This window comes from Acinetobacter sp. CIP 102637 (assembly GCF_000368425.1).
Lineage (GTDB): Bacteria > Pseudomonadota > Gammaproteobacteria > Pseudomonadales > Moraxellaceae > Acinetobacter > Acinetobacter parvus.
The window spans coordinates 540,095-564,564 of record NZ_KB849434.1 but is presented as its reverse complement, the minus strand read 5'-3'; the positions used below and the strand labels follow the sequence as shown (position 1 = coordinate 564,564).

Below are 24,470 nucleotides of genomic sequence, written 5' to 3'. Positions count from 1 at the left end.
AAAGACTCATGTTGGATCATCTATCACCCCAGCATCACGCAACCGTGTTGGTATGGTATTTGGTTCAACATTCCCTCTCCAGTTTTCAAAAAATTCTTCATCACTTTGGCAGTTGTGAACAGGCAACTCAACCCAACCGCCTGGCAGAATGGCAACAACTTGGCCTGCATGCCAATCATTTAAAACGTTTGCAGGAATTCCAGACGGCTCAGGGACAACAACAATTTGAGCAAGTCATTCAACTCATTCAAAAACACAGTGACTTCATCTTAACGCCTGATGATATCAGCTATCCAACCCAGCTATTGCCCTATTCAGACCACCCACCGATTTTATTTGGACAGGGACAGGCATCGACACTGTTACAACCTCAAATTGCTGTCGTTGGCAGCCGCAAGCCTGGCCCACATGGACGGCAAATGGCCTATGACTTTGGCTATTATTTAAGTGAGAAAGGCTTTTATATCAGCAGTGGTCTGGCACATGGCATTGATGAGGCAGCACATCGTGGCGGACTGGCACATCAACGAACCATTGCAGTGATGGGCACAGGACTGGATACCATTTATCCTGCCCAGCATAAGCAACTGGCAGCAGAGATTCGTCAATCGGGCGCAATTGTGACTGAGTTCCTGCCTGCCACCCTGCCTTTAGCCGCGTTTTTTCCACGGCGTAACCGTATTGTCAGCGGCTTGAGCCTTGGTGTGTTGGTGGTGGAGGCAGCATTAAAAAGTGGTTCCATCACCACGGCAAATGCAGCGGCAAATCAGGGCAAAATGGTCTTCGCCATTCCTGGACATATCTACAGCGAGCATCATCAAGGTTGCCATCAACTAATTCGGGAGGGGGCAATTCTGGTTGACCATCCTGAACAGATCATTGAAGATCTGGCTTTACCAACACAATGGCAAGCCCAGCAGCAACGTGCTGAAAAAACCAAAGAAACAGCATCTCCACCAGCCAGCCTACCTACGCACCTGATCGAACTCTACCAGATACTGGACTGGGTTGGACAAGACCTCGACCAACTTGCCCAGCGCTATTCAGCATCGATTGCTGAGCTCACCGCTCAGTTAATGGAACTGGAACTGCTCGGTTTATGTATCCAGCAAGGTGGACGCTATTTACGTTGCCGTCCAATGCATTAAAATAGCAACATCCATCCTTGATTCCCAATTTTCGCATGATCACATCCTCCATTTCCGAAGCGGCGCAACTTTTGAAACAAGGCGAAGTGCTCGCCTATCCGACTGAAGCGGTCTGGGGGCTGGGCTGTAATCCATTCAATGAACAGGCATTTCAGCACATTCTGGAACTGAAACATCGCCCAGTGGAAAAAGGGGTGATTTTACTGGCTGGGCACCTTGATCAGGTTGAACACTTACTACAAAGCTTAACAGCCGATATTCGCCAGCAAGTCATTGCAAGCTGGTCCAACCGTTTGCCGTCAGAACGTGCCACCACCTGGCTACTCCCTGCCGATCAGCACATTCCAGACTGGATTAAGGGACAGCATCCCCTTGTCGCGGTACGTGTGACCACCCATCCCCTGTGTGTTGGGCTGTGCAACAGCTTTGGTGGCTTTATTGTTTCAACCAGTGCCAATCCTGCGGGTTTAACACCTGCACATAGCCTGCAACAGGCACAGGATTACTTTGCCTCATCGCTGCATTACCTAAAGGGTGATCTGGGACTGAGCCAGCAACCGAGCCGAATATTAAATGCACTCACAGGCGAAGTGATTCGTGCTTAGTACATTAATCATGTAATTCGGTGAAGAGCAGACAAAAAAAAGCTCAGTTATATAGGGATAACTGAGCATAAAAAGGATGTGGATAATCACATCCAGAGGGTTTACAAATTTGGTAAGCAACTTCTTCATTCTCATAACGAATCAGCTTGCTGTGGGCGGTATTATGGAACAATTGTTCAACTTATACAAATATATTATTTATCTAACAAAAAATGTGAAAAGCGTACCATTTTTGTCACTTTCATTATTTTAATAAAATTATATTTCTATTTTTATTCAGCTTTTTTTAGATGACAAATTTAGTCACACTTTAAAATATATTTGTAAATCATATAGAAAGAATGCTCATTAGATAAATTTTTTGGTGTGTTTGTTTTTATTTTCAACAAACACACCTTTATGGAACCTGAATTAGGCTGATTCCACCCGTCTGGCTGGTGCTTTCACCGTTTTCTTCTGTGCCATCACAATACCCACCAGAATCATCACACCACCAATACCATGGTAGATCGTCCATTGTTCAGACAACCAGAGGCTGGCAATAATTGCGGTAACCACAGGCATCAGGTTGATAAAAATACTGGTACGGTTTGGGCCAATCGCCTGTACTGCCAGCATCCATAATAATGGTGCGATCAACGATGGAAAGATAGGCTACCACCACAGTTCCAGCTTTATTGAGTTCTTTAAACGCTATACAGGCCAGACCCCATCCAGCTTAAAAACGCCTCCATTTAAAGAACGCCCTGTTTTCATGGATTATTTGTATGGATTCATCTCAACAGCATTGCACTCTGGCTGAATAGCAGTTAAAACAAACAGGTCTTGCACAACAACAAATTAGGATAATCACATGAGCCAATCGGTTTACCACATTCCAGTTAAGGACATTAAGGGTCAGGATGTTGATCTTGATCAATATCAGGGTAAAGTCCTATTGATCGTCAACGTTGCGTCAAAATGTGGTTTGACACCACAATATGAGGGTTTGGAAAAACTTTATCAGACCAAAAAAGATCAGGGGCTGGAAATTTTAGGTTTCCCTGCCAATAACTTCTTAGAGCAAGAGCCAGGCACAAACGATGAGATTGAACAATTCTGCTCTCTCAACTATGACGTGCATTTCCCACTTTTCGCCAAAATCTCTGTTGCAGGTGATGATAAGCACCCACTTTACCAGACACTGACTCAGGCGATTCCTGAACGTACGGGTGAGGGTCCTTGGTGGAAAGACCTTGTTGACTATGGTTTAACCCCAAACAACCCACCTGAAGTGTTGTGGAACTTTGAAAAATTCCTCATCAATAAAAATGGCGAAATCGTTGCACGTTTTGCACCAGACATCACAGCCGATGACGAACGTATTGTCAGTGCGATTGAAGCTGAGCTAGCCAAATAATTCTTATATATTTAAAGAAAAGAATAGTTTACCTCTTCTTTTCTTTTGAATAACTATTATAATTTTACTTTAATTTATATATATAAAATAAAGATGGAATTTTATGGCAAAGTTTCTTAATACCAGCGCAACTAATTTTTATTTAGAGGAACTGATCAAGAATGCTAAAGAAAGATTGATTTTAATTAGTCCTTTCTTAAAACTGAATGATCGTATCAAAGAACTTTTAGAAGACAAAAATCGTTTAAAAATAGATATTCGTATCATTTATGGAAAAAGTGATTTGCATCCTGATGAAATTAAATGGATGCAAAAACTCGATTATGTACGAGTCAGCTTCTGCAAAAATCTACATGCCAAGTGTTATATAAACGAATCAACTTGCATTATCTCTAGTCTAAATCTTTATGAATTTAGCCAAGTCAACAATAATGAAATGGGTATCCTGATAGAAAAAGATCAAGATGCAACCGTATTTAAAGACGCCTACGAAGAAGCTCAACGCATTATTCGGATCAGCGATGAAGTTCGTATTTCTCTTGATGAAGTTAAAGAGTTCGAGACTGTTCAAGACAATAATGAACAAGAGGATTTCAGCAAATTAACCACCTCTAAACTTGCGGCAAAACATAAGCTCAAAACCAATGAACTTCTTGAACAATTTGTCCAAAAAGGTTTTTTAGTAGTTAATGATAAAGGTAAACACCAATTAACCGAGCAAGGCAAAAATATTGGAGGAGAATTCAAGTTCAATAGCTATGGTGGCTACTTCCTTTGGCTTGGAGATATGAATATCTGAACTGAGGTGGTTCCGTTAATTAGACCACTCAATTCAGTTTTATAAGTGATAAATCCGCTCTAAATATTTAAATTATGCTGCCATTACTTTTAGTAAATGTTGATCATAAAATTCATTTGGTGTTGCCTTATTCAAACTTGAATGAGGACGTATCATGTTATAAAAAACCAAATATTCAGCAAATTGATTGTTTCGCTTGTTTAACCGTATCGTAAGCTTTCAAATAGACTTCCTCATGCTTCAAGCTGCGCCATAACCGCTCAATCATCACATTATCTCTCCACCGTCCTTTCCCATCCATACTGATACGGATATTTCGCAATTTTAACTCATTCAAAAATGCCTCGCTTGTGAATTGACTGCCTTGGTCTGTATTAAACACCTCAGGACAACCATATTTCACAATTGCTTCTTGCAACGCATCTATGCAAAAGTCTGTTTCCATACTGATCGATACACGATGAGCCAGTACTTTACGACTATGCCAATCTATAATTGCACACAGATAGACAAAGCCTTTAGCCATAGGAATGTATGTGATATCTGTACACCAGACTTGATTAGAGTGATCGATGACCATGTTTTTCAACAGATATGGGAAAATACGGTGTGCAAGATTAGGCTTACTGGTATTGGGTTTTGGATACAAGGCATGTATTCCCATCAAGCGCATTAAACGTCGGACTTTACGCCGACCTATTTGATGCCCTTGACGCTGTAGCATATCTCGTATCATTCGACTGCCCATAAATGGGTAGTCGAGATGAATTTCATCGATCAGACGCATCAAACTCAAATCAGTTGATGAAATCTCTTTGGGCTTGTAATACAACGTACTGCGATTGATTTGAATCAATTGCGATTGTTGTCGTACCGAAAGTTGATGGGTCTTATCGATCATTTTTTGCCGCTCAGCTGCCCTATTTTTCTGAGCGCACCTTCTAAAAAATCAATTTGCAATGCCTGATGTCCTATCTTGGCATGTAGAGCTTTGAGGTCAATCTCAGGTTCTTGTTGTGCTGTTGGTCGTGAAAAAATATTGACTGATTGCTCAAGCAGTTGATTTTTCCAATCGATGATTTGGTTTTGATGTAAATCGAATTGAGTAGAAAGTTCAGCGAGTGTGTGGTCGCCTTTAATTGCTGCGAGAGCAACTTTAACTTTAAACTCTGCTGAATGATTACGACGTTTTCTTCGTGTCATGGTTGACTCCAAAAACAAGCATTTCCCATGCTTATTGGGGAGTAGATTATCACTTATAGACGTGGTCTAAAATCCTAGAACCACATCAGAACAACATCATTTACCTAAATCATCAAAAGATTTTGGGCTATAATCTTAGTAGCCCCCTCTTCTTTACATAAGCAATCTTAATGAATTACAAAAATCACTTTTTTATTCATATTTTTTCATTATAGTGACGTTATTCACATATTTTGGTGCAGTTCAGCCATGATGGAAAACCAGTCGATCAAAGCCATCCTTTCAGCCATGACACTTGTTGCTGCATTTACACTGACAGGCTGTGATCAAGTTCCCCATGACAATGAGCAGGTGGAACAAGAGTCTGAATTTGAACAGCCTGCTCCAACAGCGAATCAGGATAACAGCATCGAAATGATCAAGGCACAGGACACCCAAAACCTGAGTCATGGCGATATGCTCAACATCGCACGCGATATTGCAAAGTTGCAGCTTGAGACCGATGATTATGTGACCTTGTTAAAACAGTCACAAACCAGCCTTGAACAGGCAATTCAGGATCAAAATGTTCAGCAACTGCAAAATATCACAGGTGAACTTAAGCAGGAATTACACGGACTACATGACATTTTACTTTCACTAAACCTGAAAAGTAATGAGGTTGACCAGATTCGCCAGAGTCTACTTACGGCCAACCAGCAACTTTTGAGCATGCCCTTGCTGCATGGTCAACTGGACATTGCCCAGCTAGATTTTGCAAAAATTGAAAAGCAGTTCAACACCATTCAAATGGATATGGTCAAATTGGCAACCTTAGTACTCGGCAATAAAGATGATTCAAACGCTTAAAATCCGTTTATTTTAATTTTCGATTCCATATAAAAAAGCCACCTTTCGGTGGCTTTCTCAATCTTAAATCTGCAATTACATTGCGCGATTCTTGATTTTACGGATGGTTTCAAGCTGAGCCGCAGTTTCTGCAAGCGCAGCAAGAGCAGCAGCCGAGTCCAAATCACTCTTTTGGTTGGCTAACAATTGTTCAGCTTGTTTACGAGCTTCCATAATTGCAGCCTCATCCAAGTTGTCAGCGCGAATTGCAGTATCTGCAAGCACAGTCACAACGTGAGGTTGAACTTCTAACACACCGCCAGATACGTAAACAATTTCTTCCGTACCATTTTCCAACTGAACACGAATCGGTCCAGGTTGGAGCAAAGTTACAAGTGGTGCATGTCCAGGTAAAATACCTAACTCACCACCCGCACCTTTTGCGATTAACATCGTAACTTGTCCAGAGTAAATCGACTCTTTAACACTTACAACATCGCATTGCATAATCGCCATGAGAATCTCCTTAAATTAGAGTTGCTAATTAAAGTTTCTCGGCTTTAGCAATCACTTCGTCAATACCACCAACCATATAGAACGCTTGTTCTGGGATGTGATCGTATTCACCAGCTAATAGACCTTTAAAGCCACGAATCGTTTCTTTAAGCGGTACTAATTTACCAGGAGCACCAGTAAATACTTCAGCTACGTGGAATGGTTGAGAGAAGAAACGTTGGATTTTACGCGCACGGTAAACAACCAATTTATCTTCTTCAGCTAATTCATCCATACCCAAGATTGCGATGATGTCTTTAAGCTCTTTATAACGTTGCAATACGTTCTGTACAGAACGTGCAATTTCATAATGCTCTTGACCAACAACCAATGGGTCTAACTGACGTGAAGTTGAGTCAAGTGGATCGATCGCTGGGTAAATACCAGAAGATGCGATATCACGGCTCAATACTACTGTTGCATCTAAGTGAGCAAACGTTGTTGCAGGTGATGGGTCAGTCAAGTCATCCGCAGGTACGTATACAGCTTGGATCGATGTGATCGAACCAGACTTAGTAGACGTAATACGCTCTTGAAGAACACCCATTTCTTCTGCAAGTGTCGGTTGGTAACCTACCGCAGATGGCATACGACCTAACAATGCTGATACTTCAGTACCTGCAAGTGTATAACGGTAGATGTTGTCGACGAATAATAATACGTCACGACCTTTACCATTTTCGTCTTTTTCATCACGGAAGTATTCAGCCATCGTCAAACCAGTTAACGCTACGCGTAAACGGTTACCTGGTGGCTCGTTCATCTGACCGTAGACCATTGCTACTTTGTCAAGAACGTTAGAATCTTTCATTTCGTGATAGAAGTCGTTACCTTCACGAGTACGCTCACCAACACCAGCAAACACAGATAAACCTGAGTGTGCTTTCGCGATGTTGTTGATCAACTCCATCATGTTAACGGTTTTACCAACACCCGCACCACCGAATAAACCAACTTTACCACCTTTTGCGAACGGGCAAAGCAAGTCGATGACTTTAATACCTGTTTCTAAAAGATCAGTAGAAGCTGCTTGTTCAGCATAAGAAGGTGCTTGACGGTGAATCGGCAAACGTTCTTCAGTCGCTACAGGACCTGCTTCATCAATAGGGCGACCCAATACGTCCATGATACGACCAAGCGTAGCAGGACCCACTGGAACAGAAATCGGTGCATTTGTGCTAGTTACATTAAGGCCACGTTTAAGACCTTCTGTAGAACCCATTGCGATGGTACGAACAACACCATCGCCAAGCTGTTGCTGAACTTCTAAAGTAGTTTCAGTACCGTCAACTTGGAGAGCGTCATAGATCTTAGGAACGCTATTGCGCTCAAACTCGACGTCGATAACCGCGCCGATGATCTGAATGATACGACCGCTACTCATTGCTGTCTCCTCAATTCAAACTAATAATGTTAAACGGCAGCGGCACCGCCAACGATCTCGGAAATTTCCTGAGTAATCGCGGCTTGACGCAGCTTGTTGTAAATGAGCTGTAGGTCTTTAATCAATTGTCCTGCGTTGTCTGTCGCCGCTTTCATCGCGACCATACGAGCTGACTGCTCACATGCAACGTTTTCAATCACACCTTGATAAACCATAGACTCGATATAGCGAACCAACAAACCATTCAACAATACTTCTGCTTCTGGTTCGTAGATATAGTCCCAACCATAAGTACGGTTGAGATCATCGCCTGCTTGCGCTGGTGCTAAAGGAACAAGTTGTTCTACCTTAGGCTGTTGAGTCATCGCATTGACGAAACCATTTGAAACGAGGTAGATACGATCTAATTCGCCCTTATCAAATGCATCAAGCATAACTTGTACAGAGCCAGTTAACTGCTCCAAACTCGGCGCGTCGCCAAGTTGGGTCGTTGCACCAAGCACTTTACCGCCGTAATTCTTAAAAAACGAAACCGCTTTTTGACCAATCAAAGCAAATTCAACTTCAATTGACTGCTGTTGTTGTGCTTTGACATGCTGCACAACTTTCTTGAACAAGTTAATGTTCAAGCCACCTGCCAAGCCACGATCTGAAGACACCACGATATAGCCAACGCGCTTAACAGGGCGATCAACCATATAACGGTGTTTATATTCAGGGTTTGCTTGAACTAAGTGAGCAATTACACGGCGCATATTATCGGCATACGGACGGCCCTGAGCCATGCGCTCTTGCGCACGACGCATTTTAGAAGCAGCTACCATTTGCATCGCGCGAGTAATCTTTTGCGTGCTCTTGATACTAGCTACTTTGGCGCGAATTTCTTTTAAATTTGCCATACGCTTAACCTAGTATTCGAAAACCCTTTCGAGCTTCCGAAGGTTGATCCGTGAACCAAACTTAACTAAAGCTTAACTTAGTAAGTTTGAGTCGCTTTGAAGCTCTCAATACCTGCTTTGAATGCTGCTTCGATGTCTTTGTTGTAATCACCAGTTTCATCGATCTGTTGCATCAACGCAGCATGTTCTGAACGGAAGTAAGAGATTAACGCAGCATCAAAGTCTACGATTTTCTTCACTTCAACGTCAGCCATGTAGCCTTCGTTAGATGCATAAACAGATACAGCTTGGTCAGCAATTGAGTATGGAGCATATTGTTTCTGCTTCATTAACTCAGTTACACGTTGACCATGCTCAAGTTGCTTACGAGTTGCTTCATCAAGATCAGAAGCGAACTGAGCAAACGCAGCCAATTCACGGTATTGTGCTAAAGCAGTACGGATACCACCAGACAATTTTTTGATGATCTTAGTTTGAGCAGAACCACCAACACGCGATACAGAGATACCCGCGTTCACTGCAGGACGAATACCTGCGTTGAATAATGATGTTTCTAAGAAGATCTGACCGTCAGTAATCGAAATTACGTTGGTTGGTACGAATGCAGATACGTCACCCGCTTGAGTTTCAATGATCGGCAACGCAGTTAAAGAACCAGTTTGGCCAGTTACTGCACCGTTCGTGAACTTCTCAACATAGTCAGCTGAAACGCGCGAAGCACGCTCAAGAAGACGTGAGTGAAGATAGAATACGTCACCTGGATACGCTTCACGACCTGGTGGACGACGTAATAACAATGAAATTTGACGGTAAGCAACAGCTTGCTTAGACAAATCATCATAAATAATTAACGCATCTTCACCGCGGTCACGGAAGTATTCACCCATTGTACAACCTGAGTACGGAGCTAAATACTGCATAGCTGCAGGATCAGCTGCCGCAGCTGCGACAACAGTTGTATACGCCATAGCACCAGTTTCTTCTAGCTTACGTACCACGTTTGCAATTGTTGATTGTTTTTGACCAATCGCAACATATACACATTTAATGCCAGAGTTTTTCTGAGCGATAATCGCATCGATCGCCATTGCTGTTTTACCAGTTTGGCGGTCACCAATGATCAACTCACGTTGACCACGACCTACAGGGATCATGGTATCAACTGACTTATAACCAGTTTGAACGGGTTCGTCCACTGATTGACGCCAAATTACACCTGGTGCCACTTTTTCAACAGCATCAGTTAATTTTGCATCAATTGGGCCTTTGCCATCAATTGGGTTACCCAAAGCATCTACGACACGACCAAGAAGTTCAGGACCAACTGGAACTTCTAATACGCGACCAGTACAACGCGCTTTTTGACCTTCTTGCAGGCTTAGGTAGTTACCTAAAACAACGGCACCCACTGAATCCTGTTCTAGGTTCAGTGCCATACCAAATAAGCCGCCGTCGAATTCGATCATTTCACCGTACATTGCATCCGCAAGACCGTGAATACGCACGATACCGTCAGATACCATGACGATGGTACCTTCATTCTTAGCGGTCGCGCTGGTGTCCAGATCGCCGATACGCTGTTTAATGAGCGCACTGATCTCGGATGGATTCAGTTGTTGCATTGCGCTATTCCTCAATCTTTTTTAAGTTCAGTCTTTTTGCTGTTAGGCAAGAAGACGAGTCCGCATTTTTTCAAGCTTGTTAAGCGCAGAGTCATCTATCACTTGGTCGCCTGCACGAATCACAACCCCTGCGATCAACGCTGGATTAACGCTAACAGTCACATGAACAGTTCTGTTAAAACGTTTTTCAAGCGCATGAGCTAAAATATGCTCTTGTTTCGCATCCATTGGAAAAGCAGATTCAATTTCTACTTCCAATGAGTTGTTATTCTGCGATTTAAGTTGTTCGTATTCTGTTGCAATTTCAGGCAATAAGATAACACGATCATTTTCAGCAAGCAGTGTCAGAAAATTAGACAGCGCTGCTGATTGATCTTCACCTAAAACTTTTGTAAACAGACCAACTTGCTCCGCAGGAGTCAATTCAGGACGATTTAAATAAGCGGAAAATGCTTCATCTTGCACCGCAGCACTGAGCAATTGTAATGCATTTGACCAAGTGTCAGTTGCATTCTGCTCAGATGCATAAGCAAACGCTGCTTTAGCGTATGGGCGTGCCAACGTCAAGAGTTCAGCCATATTTCCCTCGCTTAAAGTTTAGCAGCCAGCTGATTCAGCATGGCATTATGAGCTTCTGCGTCAACTTGTTGGTTCAGAATTTTTTCTGCACCAGCAACTGCCAAGGCAGCAACTTGTTGACGTAATTCTTCGCGAGCAGCATTGATATCCTGATCAACAGTTTCTTTCGCCTGTTGACGAATACGCTCACCTTCAGCAGATGCTTGGGTACGCGCTTCTTCGACCAATTGCGCTGCACGACGGTTCGCTTGTTCGATCAATTGAGCCGCTTGTGCTTTTGCTGCGTCTAATTCTGCCTTAACTTGTGCTTGCGCATCAGCAAGGTCAGCTTTTGCTTTTTCAGCAGCATTTAAGCCATCAGCGATTTTACGCTGACGCTCACTAATCGCATTGATTAGTGGTGGCCAAACAAACTTCATGCAGAATGCGACAAAGAACGCAAATGCAATCGCTTGACCAATCAATGTGAGGTTGATATTCATTTCGCTATTCCTCAATATGTGGATTTAGGAATTAAGCTATTAACCTACAAATGGATTAGCGAAGATGAAGAACAAGCCAATACCAACACCGATCATAGGCACAGCATCAAGAAGACCCGCAATTAAGAACATACGAGTTTGAAGTTGTGGAGCCAATTCTGGTTGACGAGCAACAGCTTCTAAGAAGCGACCGCCCAAAAGACCAAAACCAATCGCAGTACCTAAAGCACCGAAAGCGATCAAGATAGCAGATGCAATTGCAACTAGACCTAAAGTGAGTTCCATGAAAAATTCCTCAGAGGTTAGGTTATTACCAAATTAAACTAAAATTTAAGCCTAACCATCGATTGATAATTAGGCAATACCATTAATGCTTTTCGCTTGCCATGCTCAAGTAAACGATGGTCAGCATCATAAAGATGAATGCTTGCAACGTGATTACAAGAATGTGGAAAATAGCCCAAGGCACAGATAACGCCCATTGAATCCAGAACGGTAATAACGCGATTAAGATGAAGATTAACTCACCCGCATACATGTTACCGAACAGTCGTAGAGCCAACGAAACTGGTCGAGCAAGAAAAGTTACTAATTCCAAAATCAAGTTCACTGGAATCAATAACGCTTTTGCAACTGGGTTACTTGGGTTAAATGGGTTAAGTGCCAATTCACCGACGAAACCGCCGATCCCTTTTTCACGAATACTATAGAACAAGATTAGTGCAAATACAGACAATGACATACCAAGGGTAATGTTAGGATCTGTAGATGGAACAACCTTGAAATACACGTGGTGAGGGTCCATACCAAACACGCTTGCACCAATCTGTTGAGCTAGATAAGGAATCCAGTCTACAGGAATCAAGTCCATTGCGTTCATGAGGAAAATCCACACGAAGATGGTCAATGATAAAGGAGCAATTAAACGCGATTTGCCGTGGAAAGTATCACGAACACTTGAGTCCACAAACTCGATAATCATTTCGATTGCAGATTGGAATTTAGTTGGAACGCCAGCATTTGCAGCTTTCGCAACTATCCAGAACAACAAACAGAAAATAACACCAAGTCCGATAGACCAACCCATTGAATCCAAGTGAATTGCAGTGAACCCCATCGATTGAGCTTCTTCAGCAGTCTCAGCCAATTTCCATGTACCATCAGGCATTTTGCCATAGGTCATATTGGTCAAGTGATGCTTGATATACTCGGTCGAAGTCAGGGCATGTTCTTCAGCAGCCATAAATCACACCTGGTCAATGTCAATCATTAAAAAGAAGCGGAACGAATCCTGCGAACTGCAAAAATCTCGTACCCTCTTCCAAAAATCTCAAAAATGTGTTTCATTCTCGTTGCTGAAGACGTGACACCCAGAATGGTGCAACCCACGACATAGCCTGAACGAGGATAAACCCACAAAACAATGCTACCGCTGACAACGGTTTGACATTGCTCAAAATTAAAATAAAACCCACAATCACAATTGCAAACTTACCGAGCATTCCCCGATACATATTCAGCATGACCTGTCTTGACGCCCGTGCCCCAGCTGTCCTAAACGACTGCCAGGCAAAATAACAATGCGCCAACCAACAAACCAGTGCCCCAAGCGCAGCACTCAGGGCCGCAGTGGTGTCTTTTATCAACCATGCCAGCAACGCTGCCACAGGAATCATGCACGCCTGTAAGAAGACCAAAGCTTTTGCTAATCGTCGGTCAATCAAGCGACTAGTTCGGCTCATTTTTTACCCACTTACAGCATAACTGCTTGACAAGTTTTAATCATGATTGTTTTGAATCGCAGGCATTATAGAGTTACACCCCTGAACATGCAATCTTTTCTCGACTTAAGTCTGTTTTTTTCGTTAGCCCATTTTTTGACGATAGAGTCAATTGGTTTTTATTTTTTTCATCAATTTTGTGTACTTAATACGCATTTATCGGTTTTTGAAGCCAATTTTTTCCAAGCTGTTACAAAATTGTCCTCACCACGCATGCTTTCATCCACGGGCTGGAAAACCACTGGGTTCAATTTTCGATACTGGCTGCTGCTGGCAGATGTTTCAGCCAATAGGCACATTTGTGCTTTAGGCCGATTGTCCATGAGATATTTAATCTGGGCAGCAGTCGGTGCAATATGTGGATCATCGGTTAATGCCCCTGCAAACTTCAGGTTCAGCGCCCGCTCCAGATACTGATAGGCATCATGATAAGACCAGTAGGGTTTGGATTTACTCGAACTTTCATATTGCTGGGATGCCTGTAGCATCTGCTGGGCAAAGTCCTTGGCATTGGCCAGATATTTCGCCTTGTTTTCTGGATATTGCTGTGAACGCAAGGTCGCAATAAAGAAAGCGATCCGCACTGCATTGTTGGGATCGAGCCATACATGACTGTCCACAGTGTTCGACAGTGCAGCCCCACGCAAGTTGCGTTGTGGCAATGTGGTCAGAATACCCGAATCCAGCAGTGCAATTGCCTTGCGGTTCTGACTGAGCAACTTGTCCAGAGGTGCTTCATGCACTTTACCAAGCCATAACACCAATGAAGCATCCTGTATTGCCTTGCGATGGGCTGGGGTAAGCTGTACATCATGGCCTGTCTGGTCACCCAACAACAGTACTGGTTCTTCCACACCATCGGTGACTTCTTTTGCAATCAGATAAATGGGATGTGTTGAAACCACTAGACTTTGTGTCCAGCCCCATGTGCTCAACATTGACAACAAGACCAGAAGAGAAAGGCGCAACATCACAGGATTACTCAATAAAGCGAATCATGTTATAATATAACAAAAGTTAAAAAATGCCTATGTCTATTTTCAGGATTCATCACACTATCTATTAACCAGTCCATTTAATATGGATCATTATAAATGAATTGCATGATATGATAGTGCGTCTGTTGATATACCTGCGACACAGGTTATATATGGTCGAAATATCAATAGGCCCTACAAAAACAATGAGGTCAATTTATGAGTTCCTGTTCACACGAACATGACAATGCTTTACACGGTGTTCACGGTCATCACGATATTAAGGCGCGGCTTGCTGAAGCAGAGATTTTATGCACTGCGGCGGGCGCTCGCCTGACACGTTTACGTAAAGAAGTGCTTGAACTCATTCTAAATGCTTCTGCTCCAATGGGCGCTTACGACTTACTGGCTAAAATCAAAGGTCAAGCAGACCGCCCTGCTGCCCCTCCCACCGTTTACCGTACCCTGGACTTCTTACTGGAGAAAGGCTTAATCCATCGGCTAACCTCAATTAATGCCTATATTCCCTGCTGTCATCCACGTGAGGGGCATCAGGCCGCATTCCTGATTTGCACTGAATGCCACTTGGTTAAGGAGGCATCGGCACAGGGCCTGATTCAGCAACTGGATCAACTTGCCACCTCTGACCAATTTTCTGCTCAACACAGCATTATTGAAATTTCTGGAAAATGTCATCAGTGCAACACTCGCCAATAAGCACTCCACTGATCCAGTTGGAGAACATCTCGATTCGGCGTGATGAACGGGATATTTTACGCAATGTTGATTTTGCCTTACAGGCAAAAGAGATTGTGACGTTGATTGGTCCGAATGGTGCTGGCAAGTCCACCCTGATCAAGGTCGTGCTTGGTATCATGCCACCCAATAAAGGCAAGGTTCATTTTTCCAAAAAGCTTAAAATGGCCTACGTCCCACAAAAGTTTAATCCATCTGCCAGCCTGCCTTTACGCGTGCAGGACTTGTTGGATTTGGAAGTTTGCGAAGCCCATTTACGTGAAGAAATTATCCGTGATACAGGTATCCTGAAACTACAGCAGTCCAAGGTCCAACAACTTTCAGGCGGTGAACGGCAGCGGGTATTACTGGCACGCGCCCTGTTGCGCCAGCCAGACATTCTGGTGCTGGACGAACCGATGCAGGGTCTGGATATTCAATCTGAGGCAGAGCTGTATGACTATGTGCGTAGTTTGCCCGAGCGCTATGGTTGTGCGGTATTGATGGTTTCACATGATTTACAATGGGTGATGCAGGGTACACACCGTGTGGTCTGTTTAAATAAACATATTTGTTGTAGTGGTTTACCTGAAAGTATTCAGCAGCATCCTGAATACCAAGCGATTTTTGGTACGCAACGCATGTTTTACCAGCATCATCACAACCACTGCGGACATAGTGACCATGCTGAACCCTGTAGCCACGATCCCCGCCCCCACATTCACCCTGAACCAAAGGCCTAAGCGATGATGGAATGGTTACAACTACTATTACCCGCTTGGATCATGGGCACATTGTTGGTGTTTTTAACTGCGCCACTGGGTTGTTTAATGCTATGGCGTAGAATGTCCTTTTTTGCAGACACCATGGCGCATGGCACACTGCTCGGTGTCGCGGTTGCAGGTATTCTGCATTTACCTTTCTGGCTGGGTGTTGGCTGTCTGGCGGCATTGCTGGTTGCCATTCTATGGGTTTTGCACGACTCACGTTTACCGAACGATGCCCTGCTCGCCTTGTGTTCAGCAACCCTGCTTTGCTCAGGCCTGTTATTAATTCAGCAAGTACCGAGCTTACGTCCAGAACTGTTAAGTTATCTGTTTGGTGACCTGCTCAGTATTGAATGGGCCGATTTACCTATCTTTGCAATCGTGATCATCAGCGCCCTTGTGGTGCTTTACCGTTCATGGTCGGCACAAATCCAGATTGCCATTGATCCCGACATTGCCATGAGCGAGGGAGTCAATGCCAACTGGCAACGTCTGGTTTTCATGCTGTTGCTGGCCTTGTTTACTGTACTGGCATTACGTGCCGTGGGTTCACTACTGATGGGTGCGCTACTGGTGATTCCTGCGCTTAGTGCTCGTTTGCTGGCACACTCTCCTAAACAGATGGTGATCTGGGCATTCATACTGGCACAATTTGGCGTTACAGTTGGGCTGTGGTCAAGTGCGGCGCTCAACATTGCCACAGGTTTAAGTATTGTATTGTGTATGGCGCTTTGTTTTGCCATTATTTTTATTGGACAGAAACTGAGTTCACGTTCCTCATAACATTTAACCGATTGCAGTTTGAATGAATCTCTTGCCAATTTGGTTAACGCGACAAAATTTGCTATATTTAGCGTTTTTCCGCGACACTTATTTCGGTAACTATGAATACGGCAATACAATCAGCGCTTGATCATGCGGTACAATCCCTTCAACAACAAGGGGTACTTCCTTCCGATTGGACCAATACGAGCCATTTAACCCGTACCAAAGACCGAAGTCACGGAGACTTCGCCTCCAATATTGCCATGATCGGCTCTAAAGCTGCTGGTATGAAACCACGTGACCTAGCTGAAAAAATCTTATCAGCACTGCCTGAAGTCGCTGACATTACAAAAGCAGAAATCGCAGGTCCTGGTTTTATCAACTTCTTTTTAAACGCAGACCAGCGCTTTGCTGTGCTTGACCAGATTCAGGTACAGAAAGACCAATATGGCCGCAGCCAGGCCAATGCAGCCAAGAAAATTCAGGTGGAGTTTGTTTCCGCAAACCCGACCTCTAGCCTGCATGTGGGGCATGGACGCGGTGCCGCTTACGGTATGACAGTTGCCAACCTTTTAGAAGCAACAGGTGCACAAGTTGACCGTGAATACTATGTCAATGATGCAGGTCGCCAAATGGATATTTTGGCAACATCAACTTATTTACGTTATTTAGAATTGACTGGGCAAACGCTTGTTTTCCCTAAAAATGCCTATCAGGGCGACTATGTTAAAGAAATCGCACAAAGCATTATTGATAAAGATGGCGATGCACACGTTCGCCCAGTTGCTGACATTTACAAAGATGTGCCTGAAGATGTTCAATATGCTGAAGAACTCGATGCCGAAGGCAATAAAGTTATTTTGTCTGGTGATAAAGAAAAACACATTGATGGCTTAATCGCCAATTCACAACAACAGTTAGGTGCGGGCTATCGCGTATTTCACCAAGCGGCTTTACATGCCATTTTGGATGATATCAAAGATGACCTTGCTGACTTTGGCGTGACTTTTGATGAATGGTTTAGCGAAGCTTCGCTAACCGAAAAAATTGATGAAGCACTTGCGACGCTTGATCAACGTGGCTTTCTTTATGAAAAAGATGGCAATATTTGGTTTAAATCAACTGAATTTGGCGATGAGAAAGACCGTGTGGTGAAACGTCGTAATGGCCAAACCACTTATTTTGCATCTGACATTGCTTATCATCTGAATAAACTACAACGTGGTTATACTGACCTGATTGATATTTGGGGTTCAGATCACCACGGTTATATTTCACGTGTAAAAGCTGCCATTGATGCAATGGGTTACGACTCTAAAAAACTGACTGTTCTTTTAGTTCAATTCGTGAGTTTATGGCGTGGTGGCGAGATGGTACAAATGTCATCTCGTTCAGGTCAATTCGTGACTTTACGTGATCTACGTAAAGAAGTGGGTAATGATGCGGCACGCTTCTACTACGTGATGCGTAAATCTGAACAACATATTGACTTTGATTTAGACCTTGCCGTTTCTCAAAGCAAAGACAATGCGGTGTACTACATTCAGTATGCCCATGCACGTGTAAATAGCATTTTGAACCGCGCGAAAGAGAAAGGCATTACATTTGATGTCGCATCTGCTCGCCAAGTTGCTAATCTCTTAGCATTAGAGACTGAAACAGAGATTCTCGCTAAATTAGCAGCTTATCCTGAAATTTTGATTCGTGCTGCAAATGTCTACGAACCACATCAAATTGGTAATTATCTAAAAGACTTAGCTGCGCTATTTCATGGATGGTATGCACAAGATGGCGTTAAATTTGTTGATGAAACAAATATTCCTTTATCACAAGCGCGTTTATTGCTTTCAATCAATGTACAGCAAGTTTTACGTAATGGCTTAGAGTTACTTGGTGTATCTGCTCCTGAAGCGATGTAATTAATACACACAGTTGCAATAAAAAGTTTGAATCTGAAATATTGTTGTTAACAACGCTATACCGATCTACTTTTAAACTTAGCCTATCATTGGTCGGCAATATCTTAAACAAAGCATTATTTTCAAACATAATGCTTTGTTTTTAACCAGATTCAAGTTACAAATAATCTAATAGAATTAAGAGGAATTTCAGGTGTTTGGAAAAACGCAACGTGGTGTATCTGAACGACCAAACAAGCCAAAAAAACCACTTATTCCAAAGTGGTTGGGAATGCTTGTGGCGATTCTTGCGATTCTATGTGTTGGTGTCATGCTCATGCTATGGCAACCATGGCAACCTGTTCCAGCAAAAAATCAGGTAACATCCGATCATTATCAAGAAGATACCAACAAAGATTATCGTTTCTACGATTTGTTGCCACAACAACAAGTTACTCCAATCCCTGAACAAGCTGTACCTGAAACCAAACAACAAGGTAATGTCGTGATTATTGAATCACCAAAACCTGAAACGACCACAGAAGATCCAACAGCGATTAGTTCGACTGAGCCAGCAGTGCCAGCTCAAGCAAGCTATATTTTACAAGTACGTAGCTATCCTGATCCTGACAGTGCTGATGCGCGTCGTGCAGAAATTATTTTGAATGGTTTATCTGCTGATGTCGTGAAAACAGTGGAAAATGGCCAAACATGGTATCGTGTGTTTTCTGGCCCTTATGATAGTCAAGATGCTGCCCTTGCTGCTCAGCAAACGCTACAACATAGTGGTATTGATTCAATCGTCATCAAGCGCTAAACCCTATCGAATAAAGGGGAACGATTGGTTCCCCTATGCACACTGAGAATTTAAACTTTTTTGCTCAGCACGCTGAAATGCTGAACGTTGTTGCACACGGTGTACAAAAGCCTGAATATTGGGATATTTTCCATGTAAACGCTTTTGAATTGCAATCAATGGAAAAGCCATCTGAATATCTGCAAAAGAAAAATCTCCAGCAAAATAATCATGCTCGCCTAAATATTGTTCAAGGTATAGCATGTGCTCTTTGATGCGAGGACGAACAAATCCAGCTTTTACACCATCCGTTACTTTTTCAGCGATAGGTCGAATCACCCAAGGAACATGCTTACTCACATTATTCATCACCAAAGTCATGACTAATAAAGGCATGAGAGAACCTTCGGCATAGTGCATCCAATAGGAATATTGCCGCTGGTCTTTTGCTTGTTCTGGTTTAAATTTTTGCTGCCCATCATACTGCTGTTGCAAATAATCCAAAATAACAGCAGATTCTACAATAACCTCTTCATCATCGACCAGAATTGGTGCTTTTCCTAAAGGATGAATTTGTTTAAGACTCTCAGGGGCTGCATAACTGGACGATCTTTGATAATACTCAACTTGATAATCCATACCAAGTTCTTCTAATGCCCACAATATACGGAACGAACGTGAACATTGTAGGTAATGTAAGGTAATCATTTTTGTGCCTGCTTTGTCTACGCAACTGCTGTATGAATCCCTCTCACAGTTACGTTTAGAATTATGATTTGCCCAAGCACAATAGCATTTTAGTCTTAAATAATCACGGTCTCTATGTCTAAACTGCGTAACAAAGTTTTAGTGATGGGCGTTTTACTACACACATTAAGAAGTTTTTCTTTTAAGTAATTGTGAAATAGGTTGTTTAAATATTACCCGACGTTCAATCCGTTCCTGTTGTTCACGATTGCTGTGAAAGTCAACCTCAACGCTAAACTCGCCCAAATCCATATCCTTATGCTTGGCATACATCCGTAGGTAACGCGCGTTTAATGATTGTACCCTTGCCAATCTCAGCTGAACGAATGGTGAACTCTTGAATAAATTGATTGATATAAGTTTTACAATCTTTTGAATCAGAAATATCGTAATCGTTATTATTAGTCATGATATTACTCTCTTTTACCTATGCTAGTGCAATGAGTTGTTTTATTGATCTTAACAATATCAACAGTATTCAATATAGTCTTTTGGTAATACGCAGAGTGTTATGCATGGGACAATCCTGACTCAGGACTGATAAGCAGCATTCTTTCGCTCAGTGAGGTGGCATCTCCACAATCAGACTCGTTAGGCGTCGCACCAATGGCAAGAAAACAAGCACCACAGGATAGGCGATCAACCATGAAAACAGCCATGTTGACAGCCACTTCGTTGCGAATCCATCTATTAGCCCAACATTCATTAGTAAGTTCATCAATGATAATGTTGCGCTCATCAGCCCCGATCATAATAATGGCATAATCCAAGCAGCATATTTTGCAGGTAATTTAGTAAAGAAAGCTTTCTTTGTTTGTTGCATGCCATTTGCCCCCATACTCATTCAGCCTGTTTCTTTACATGTTGCTTTAGATTCTTCATAAATTGACCGAACTGCGGCAAGAATTCTTCGAATAGTGGATGATCTTTATTTTCCAGCATCACTTCGCTGAAAAGTTTTAAACCCACCGCAAAAGCTTTCGTGGTTTGATCATCAAAAAATTCAGCACTATTTAAACGTTCAACGATCTCAAAAATATCGTCATGATTTCCAGTATAAAACTCTAAACGTTCGGTATAAGTCGAGGCTTGTCCTTTCGCATCTTTTAAATGTTGTACGGTGACATGGTATTGATGTTGTTTCATAAGTTTTCTCTAAATTAATATTGGATAAGGTGTTTATAAACGTCCAATCGCAATCGCGGCTTGATCAATCTTTTCAGCAATTTGATAAATTTGCTCTTGCTGTAGATCAGCAATATTGAGTTTTAATCGTAATGCTGTTTTTAGATTTTCCATTGCTCGATGGATCTCTATCAGTTGATCGTTGTTATGGATTTCACGTCGAATCCGTAGTTTTTCCAATAAAGCGGTCAACATTTCCTGCTGATCTTTCAGATACGTTTCGCCATATTCAGTGACTTGATATTGTTTACGCTCGGCATCGAGCAAAGAAATACAGTTCATTTCTTCTAAACTGGTGAGAGTTGGGTAAATTGTCCCTGCACTTGGTGTATAGCCATCACCAACAAGATCACTAATTTCTTTAATAATTTCATAGCCATGTTTGGGGCTTTGTTGAATCAAATGCAGCACCAACAGTTTCATGCGACCTGATTCAAATAAGCGCCCACGGCGACCTGCTCGATGATGTTCTCGATGTAATAAAGCCGCTTCGGCTTCATCATGAGAATGCTCAGATTGATGTTTCATCTTTATTTTTCTCTATATTTGCTTAATTTATGCTTATTAAGATATATCTTAAATAATCTTATATCAAGTTAAGATATATCTTTAAATTTTAAAATTTTGATATTGAATGAGTTATTTATTTTACAGATCGATTTTTAGAAAAAGTTAAGTAATAAAAAAGGCCACCTTTTTAAAATATTATTATTTGATCAGGCTACTCTTCTTCTTAAATTGTTCATCAATTTTTGAACTCAGGAAGTCAACAACAGCTCCTAAAGCCTGATGCTGTTGTTGCCAGCTTTGCTTGCCTATCTCACCTTTATATTCTTGGATCATGCGCTGCAAAATGGGTTGATGCTGCGACGGTAACTGAGCTATCACCCAGTGTGCGGCCTGGTCTTTAGGCACAATCTCACTCGTCACCAAACTAAAATAAATACGGCATAAGGCCAAAATTTGATTACGCTCATCGGCATCCTCATCCCAATGTTCCACAATCGAGGGATAGGTGTCTGCCATTGCCTGCCAGAGGTGCTGTTCAGGAATTGCCGTTGACCACTGTGTCAAACTTGGCCCCAACAAACTACGATGATGCACTTGTGCTTTCTTCAGCAAAATACTCAGATCAGGGTCTGTATGTGTGCGGAGCAAAGCACCTTGGTTTAACTCCTCCCGTAACCATTCTCCAAATTGTAGTTCGTAGCTGAGTGGATAACTGCCTGAAAGAATTTGCGCTTTAAGTACGATGGTGACTTCAAGTGCACGCTGTGCTGCCCCAATTGGATACGAAATTTTTAATAAGGTTTCTGCCAGTTGCTGTCGTTGCTGGAGTGTCAGAGCTTGACTCACCACAACCAAAACATCCAGATCACTTTCTGGACCTAGCCCGCCATCAACAGCTGAACCATACAGATAAATGGCAAATAGGGATTCACCCAAAAGCTGCTGTAAAGATCCTGTTAACTGTTCGAGTTGCAAGGTTTCGGACATGCTTGACCTCTTTTTTCAATCGCATAAAAAAAGGCAGGATTTTCATCCTGCCCTTCATCTTATTCCCACTCAATCGTTGCTGGTGGCTTAGATGACACGTCGTAGACGACGCGTGAAACATCTTTAATCTCATTCATGATACGAGTTGAGATTTTATCAACCAATTCATATGGAAGATGTGCAAAGCGTGCTGTCATAAAGTCAACCGTTTCTACCGCACGAAGTGCAATCACCCATGCATAACGGCGACCATCACCAACAACACCCACTGATTTTACAGGTTGGAATACTGCAAATGCTTGCGCAGTTTTATCATACCAACCGCTTGCACGAAGCTCTTGCATAAAGATGTCATCAGCAAGACGAAGAATATCAGCATATTCTTTTTTCACTTCACCCAAAATACGCACGCCCAAACCTGGACCTGGGAATGGATGACGATAAAGCATTTCATGTGGTAAACCTAAAGTTGTACCTAAACGGCGTACTTCATCTTTAAACAAATCACGAATCGGCTCAACCAATTCAAAAGCTAAATCATCAGGTAAACCGCCCACATTGTGGTGTGATTTAATCACATGTGCTTTACCATTTTTAGTGGCAGCAGATTCGATCACGTCTGGGTAAATCGTACCTTGAGCAAGGAAGTTCACGCCATCAAGTTTACGTGCTTCTTCAGCAAATACTTCGATGAATTCACGACCAATAATTTTACGTTTTTTCTCAGGATCAACTTCACCCGCTAACGCTGTTAAGAAACGCTGTTCAGCATCTGCACGAATCACACGGATACCCATGTTTTTCGCGAACATGTCCATCACTTGTTCACCTTCGTTTAAACGAAGTAAGCCATTGTCTACAAATACACATGTCAATTGATCGCCAATTGCTTTATGAAGCAATGCAGCAACAACCGAAGAATCCACACCACCAGAAAGACCTAACAGAACTTTTTGATCACCAATTTGCTCACGCAATTGTTCAACACGCAAGTCAATAATGTTTTCAGAATTCCAAAGATTACGGCATCCGCAAATCCCATGCACAAAGTTCGACAATAACTCTGCACCTTTCGCTGTATGGGTCACTTCAGGGTGGAATTGAACACCATAGAAACGACGTGCTTCATCACTTACCGCGGCAAATGGACAGCTTGGTGTGCTTGCAGTAACAGAGAAACCTTCTGGAATCACACTGACTTTATCGCCATGACTCATCCAAACATTAAGCTTATCATCACCATCATTGAGATCACCCAACAATTGATCACGTACCAATACATCAACAGCGGCATAACCAAATTCGTGAACCGTACCTGGTTCTACTTTACCACCAAGCTGTTCAGACATGGTTTGTAAGCCATAGCAAATACCCAATACTGGTACACCAAGTTCAAATACAACTTGTGGCGCACGTGGACTACCTTCTTCATGTACGCTCTCAGGACCACCTGACAAAATAATCCCGTTCGGATTAAACGCACGAATGTCTTCTTCAGACATATCGAAAGCATACATTTCAGAATAAACACCCGCTTCACGTACGCGACGTGCAATCAGCTGGCTATATTGAGAGCCGAAATCCAGAATCAGGATACGATCTTCAGTAATTTGAGTATTGGTCGTCATGGCGAATCATTAAAGGCAAATGAATTAAGCGCCATATTCTAGCATTTTTCACGCTTTGACGCACCGCAATTCATCATCTATCTTATTTTTTAACTGTGGTTGTCGATCAGGCCTAATATTTAAACCAAAATCTCAGCCAAACATGTCGATAAAAGAGAGTTAAATCAACAATTCTTGCCCATTCTGCTCAA

General features: G+C 42.5%; 25 protein-coding genes and 6 pseudogenes. 11 read left to right on the top strand and 20 right to left on the bottom strand.

The window, feature by feature from the left end:
• Positions 1-8: 8 nt before the first annotated feature.
• Complete coding sequence (gene dprA / locus F967_RS03140; protein ID WP_004798067.1) at positions 9-1,148, top strand: DNA-processing protein DprA; 1,140 nt, start codon at positions 9-11, stop codon at positions 1,146-1,148.
• A 35-nt stretch (positions 1,149-1,183) separates the two neighbouring features.
• Complete coding sequence (locus F967_RS03135) at positions 1,184-1,753, top strand: L-threonylcarbamoyladenylate synthase type 1 TsaC (protein WP_004798066.1); 570 nt, start codon at positions 1,184-1,186, stop codon at positions 1,751-1,753.
• Between the two features lie 411 nt (positions 1,754-2,164).
• Here the strand turns inward: F967_RS03135 and F967_RS03130 are convergent.
• Positions 2,165-2,404, bottom strand: a pseudogene (locus tag F967_RS03130) (EamA family transporter); the annotation flags it as partial.
• Here F967_RS03130 and F967_RS14700 point away from each other — a divergent pair.
• The 3 genes and pseudogenes from F967_RS14700 to F967_RS03120 form a co-directional block, all read left to right on the top strand.
• Positions 2,403-2,491, top strand: a pseudogene (locus F967_RS14700) (AraC family transcriptional regulator); the annotation flags it as partial. The pseudogenes F967_RS03130 and F967_RS14700 sit on opposite strands and share 2 nt — an antisense overlap.
• A 115-nt stretch (positions 2,492-2,606) precedes the next feature.
• Complete coding sequence (locus tag F967_RS03125) at positions 2,607-3,152, top strand: glutathione peroxidase (RefSeq protein ID WP_004798065.1); 546 nt, start codon at positions 2,607-2,609, stop codon at positions 3,150-3,152.
• Positions 3,153-3,255: 103 nt separating this feature from the next.
• Positions 3,256-3,951: a phospholipase D family protein gene (locus F967_RS03120; RefSeq protein ID WP_004680047.1), complete on the top strand. Its 696-nt coding sequence runs from the start codon at positions 3,256-3,258 to the stop codon at positions 3,949-3,951.
• 72 nt (positions 3,952-4,023) lie between these two features.
• On the opposite strand, the pseudogene F967_RS13530 reads toward F967_RS03120, so the two are convergent.
• Positions 4,024-5,154, bottom strand: a pseudogene (locus tag F967_RS13530) (IS3-like element ISAcsp5 family transposase).
• Between the two features lie 249 nt (positions 5,155-5,403).
• Here F967_RS13530 and F967_RS03105 point away from each other — a divergent pair.
• Positions 5,404-6,003, top strand: a complete 600-nt coding sequence (locus tag F967_RS03105; protein ID WP_004756626.1) for a hypothetical protein — start codon at positions 5,404-5,406, stop codon at positions 6,001-6,003.
• A gap of 75 nt (positions 6,004-6,078) precedes the next feature.
• On the opposite strand, the gene F967_RS03100 is transcribed toward F967_RS03105, so the two are convergent.
• The 10 genes from F967_RS03100 to F967_RS03055 form a co-directional block, all read right to left on the bottom strand.
• Positions 6,079-6,498, bottom strand: coding sequence for a F0F1 ATP synthase subunit epsilon (locus F967_RS03100; protein ID WP_004674078.1), 420 nt, complete (start codon positions 6,496-6,498; stop codon positions 6,079-6,081).
• A gap of 28 nt (positions 6,499-6,526) precedes the next feature.
• Positions 6,527-7,921, bottom strand: coding sequence for a F0F1 ATP synthase subunit beta (gene atpD / locus F967_RS03095; RefSeq protein WP_004798063.1), 1,395 nt, complete (start codon positions 7,919-7,921; stop codon positions 6,527-6,529).
• A 29-nt stretch (positions 7,922-7,950) separates the two neighbouring features.
• The gene (gene atpG, locus F967_RS03090; protein WP_004674080.1) at positions 7,951-8,820 is read right to left on the bottom strand and encodes a F0F1 ATP synthase subunit gamma; all 870 of its coding nucleotides are present in this window, start codon (positions 8,818-8,820) and stop codon (positions 7,951-7,953) included.
• Positions 8,821-8,897: 77 nt separating this feature from the next.
• On the bottom strand, positions 8,898-10,442 hold the full coding sequence (gene atpA, locus F967_RS03085) for a F0F1 ATP synthase subunit alpha (RefSeq protein WP_004656522.1): 1,545 nt from the start codon (positions 10,440-10,442) through the stop codon (positions 8,898-8,900).
• Positions 10,443-10,484: 42 nt separating this feature from the next.
• Entirely contained in the window at positions 10,485-11,021 is a 537-nt protein-coding gene (locus tag F967_RS03080; RefSeq protein ID WP_004756631.1) for a F0F1 ATP synthase subunit delta, read from the bottom strand.
• An 11-nt stretch (positions 11,022-11,032) separates the two neighbouring features.
• A complete protein-coding gene (locus F967_RS03075) occupies positions 11,033-11,503 on the bottom strand; it encodes a F0F1 ATP synthase subunit B (protein WP_004680057.1) in 471 nt (156 codons plus the stop codon).
• Positions 11,504-11,542: 39 nt separating this feature from the next.
• A complete protein-coding gene (gene atpE / locus F967_RS03070) occupies positions 11,543-11,788 on the bottom strand; it encodes a F0F1 ATP synthase subunit C (RefSeq protein ID WP_000424060.1) in 246 nt (81 codons plus the stop codon).
• An 82-nt stretch (positions 11,789-11,870) separates the two neighbouring features.
• Positions 11,871-12,746, bottom strand: coding sequence for a F0F1 ATP synthase subunit A (gene atpB, locus F967_RS03065; protein ID WP_004680059.1), 876 nt, complete (start codon positions 12,744-12,746; stop codon positions 11,871-11,873).
• 100 nt (positions 12,747-12,846) lie between these two features.
• Positions 12,847-13,245 carry an ATP synthase subunit I gene (locus F967_RS03060; RefSeq protein ID WP_010589287.1) on the bottom strand — a complete coding sequence of 133 codons (399 nt, stop codon included), beginning with the start codon at positions 13,243-13,245 and terminating at the stop codon, positions 12,847-12,849.
• Between the two features lie 170 nt (positions 13,246-13,415).
• Positions 13,416-14,255: a metal ABC transporter solute-binding protein, Zn/Mn family gene (locus F967_RS03055; protein WP_004674087.1), complete on the bottom strand. Its 840-nt coding sequence runs from the start codon at positions 14,253-14,255 to the stop codon at positions 13,416-13,418.
• Between the two features lie 225 nt (positions 14,256-14,480).
• On the opposite strand from F967_RS03055, the gene F967_RS03050 reads away from it, so the two are divergent.
• The 5 genes from F967_RS03050 to F967_RS03030 all read left to right on the top strand — a co-directional run bounded on the left by F967_RS03050 (position 14,481) and on the right by F967_RS03030 (position 19,243).
• Positions 14,481-14,978, top strand: coding sequence for a transcriptional repressor (locus F967_RS03050; RefSeq protein WP_004798060.1), 498 nt, complete (start codon positions 14,481-14,483; stop codon positions 14,976-14,978).
• On the top strand, positions 14,951-15,739 hold the full coding sequence (gene znuC, locus F967_RS03045) for a zinc ABC transporter ATP-binding protein ZnuC (RefSeq protein ID WP_004756641.1): 789 nt from the start codon (positions 14,951-14,953) through the stop codon (positions 15,737-15,739). Before F967_RS03050 ends, znuC begins: the two co-directional genes overlap by 28 nt.
• A 3-nt stretch (positions 15,740-15,742) precedes the next feature.
• The gene (gene znuB, locus F967_RS03040) at positions 15,743-16,546 is read left to right on the top strand and encodes a zinc ABC transporter permease subunit ZnuB (RefSeq protein ID WP_004674090.1); all 804 of its coding nucleotides are present in this window, start codon (positions 15,743-15,745) and stop codon (positions 16,544-16,546) included.
• Positions 16,547-16,647: 101 nt separating this feature from the next.
• Positions 16,648-18,447: an arginine--tRNA ligase gene (gene argS / locus F967_RS03035; RefSeq protein ID WP_004798058.1), complete on the top strand. Its 1,800-nt coding sequence runs from the start codon at positions 16,648-16,650 to the stop codon at positions 18,445-18,447.
• Between the two features lie 193 nt (positions 18,448-18,640).
• Positions 18,641-19,243: an SPOR domain-containing protein gene (locus tag F967_RS03030; protein WP_004798056.1), complete on the top strand. Its 603-nt coding sequence runs from the start codon at positions 18,641-18,643 to the stop codon at positions 19,241-19,243.
• A gap of 33 nt (positions 19,244-19,276) precedes the next feature.
• Here the strand turns inward: F967_RS03030 and F967_RS03025 are convergent, their stop codons facing one another.
• From F967_RS03025 to guaA, 8 genes and pseudogenes are all read right to left on the bottom strand, one after another.
• Positions 19,277-19,930 carry a glutathione S-transferase family protein gene (locus tag F967_RS03025; RefSeq protein WP_004798054.1) on the bottom strand — a complete coding sequence of 218 codons (654 nt, stop codon included), beginning with the start codon at positions 19,928-19,930 and terminating at the stop codon, positions 19,277-19,279.
• Positions 19,931-20,025: 95 nt separating this feature from the next.
• Positions 20,026-20,248 (bottom strand): annotated as a pseudogene (locus F967_RS13525) (OsmC family protein); the annotation flags it as partial.
• Positions 20,244-20,378, bottom strand: a pseudogene (locus F967_RS14455) (hypothetical protein); the annotation flags it as partial. The pseudogenes F967_RS14455 and F967_RS13525, both read right to left, overlap by 5 nt.
• 150 nt (positions 20,379-20,528) lie before the next feature.
• A pseudogene (locus F967_RS03020) lies at positions 20,529-20,807 on the bottom strand (DUF2798 domain-containing protein).
• Positions 20,808-20,809: 2 nt separating this feature from the next.
• A complete protein-coding gene (locus F967_RS03015; protein ID WP_004758584.1) occupies positions 20,810-21,115 on the bottom strand; it encodes a DUF3861 domain-containing protein in 306 nt (101 codons plus the stop codon).
• A gap of 33 nt (positions 21,116-21,148) precedes the next feature.
• Positions 21,149-21,682, bottom strand: coding sequence for a PadR family transcriptional regulator (locus F967_RS03010; protein WP_004798050.1), 534 nt, complete (start codon positions 21,680-21,682; stop codon positions 21,149-21,151).
• A 180-nt stretch (positions 21,683-21,862) separates the two neighbouring features.
• Positions 21,863-22,651 carry an aminoglycoside nucleotidyltransferase ANT(3'')-IIc gene (locus F967_RS03005; protein WP_004758588.1) on the bottom strand — a complete coding sequence of 263 codons (789 nt, stop codon included), beginning with the start codon at positions 22,649-22,651 and terminating at the stop codon, positions 21,863-21,865.
• 59 nt (positions 22,652-22,710) lie between these two features.
• A complete protein-coding gene (gene guaA / locus F967_RS03000) occupies positions 22,711-24,279 on the bottom strand; it encodes a glutamine-hydrolyzing GMP synthase (protein WP_004674096.1) in 1,569 nt (522 codons plus the stop codon).
• Between the last annotated feature and the right edge of the window lie 191 nt (positions 24,280-24,470).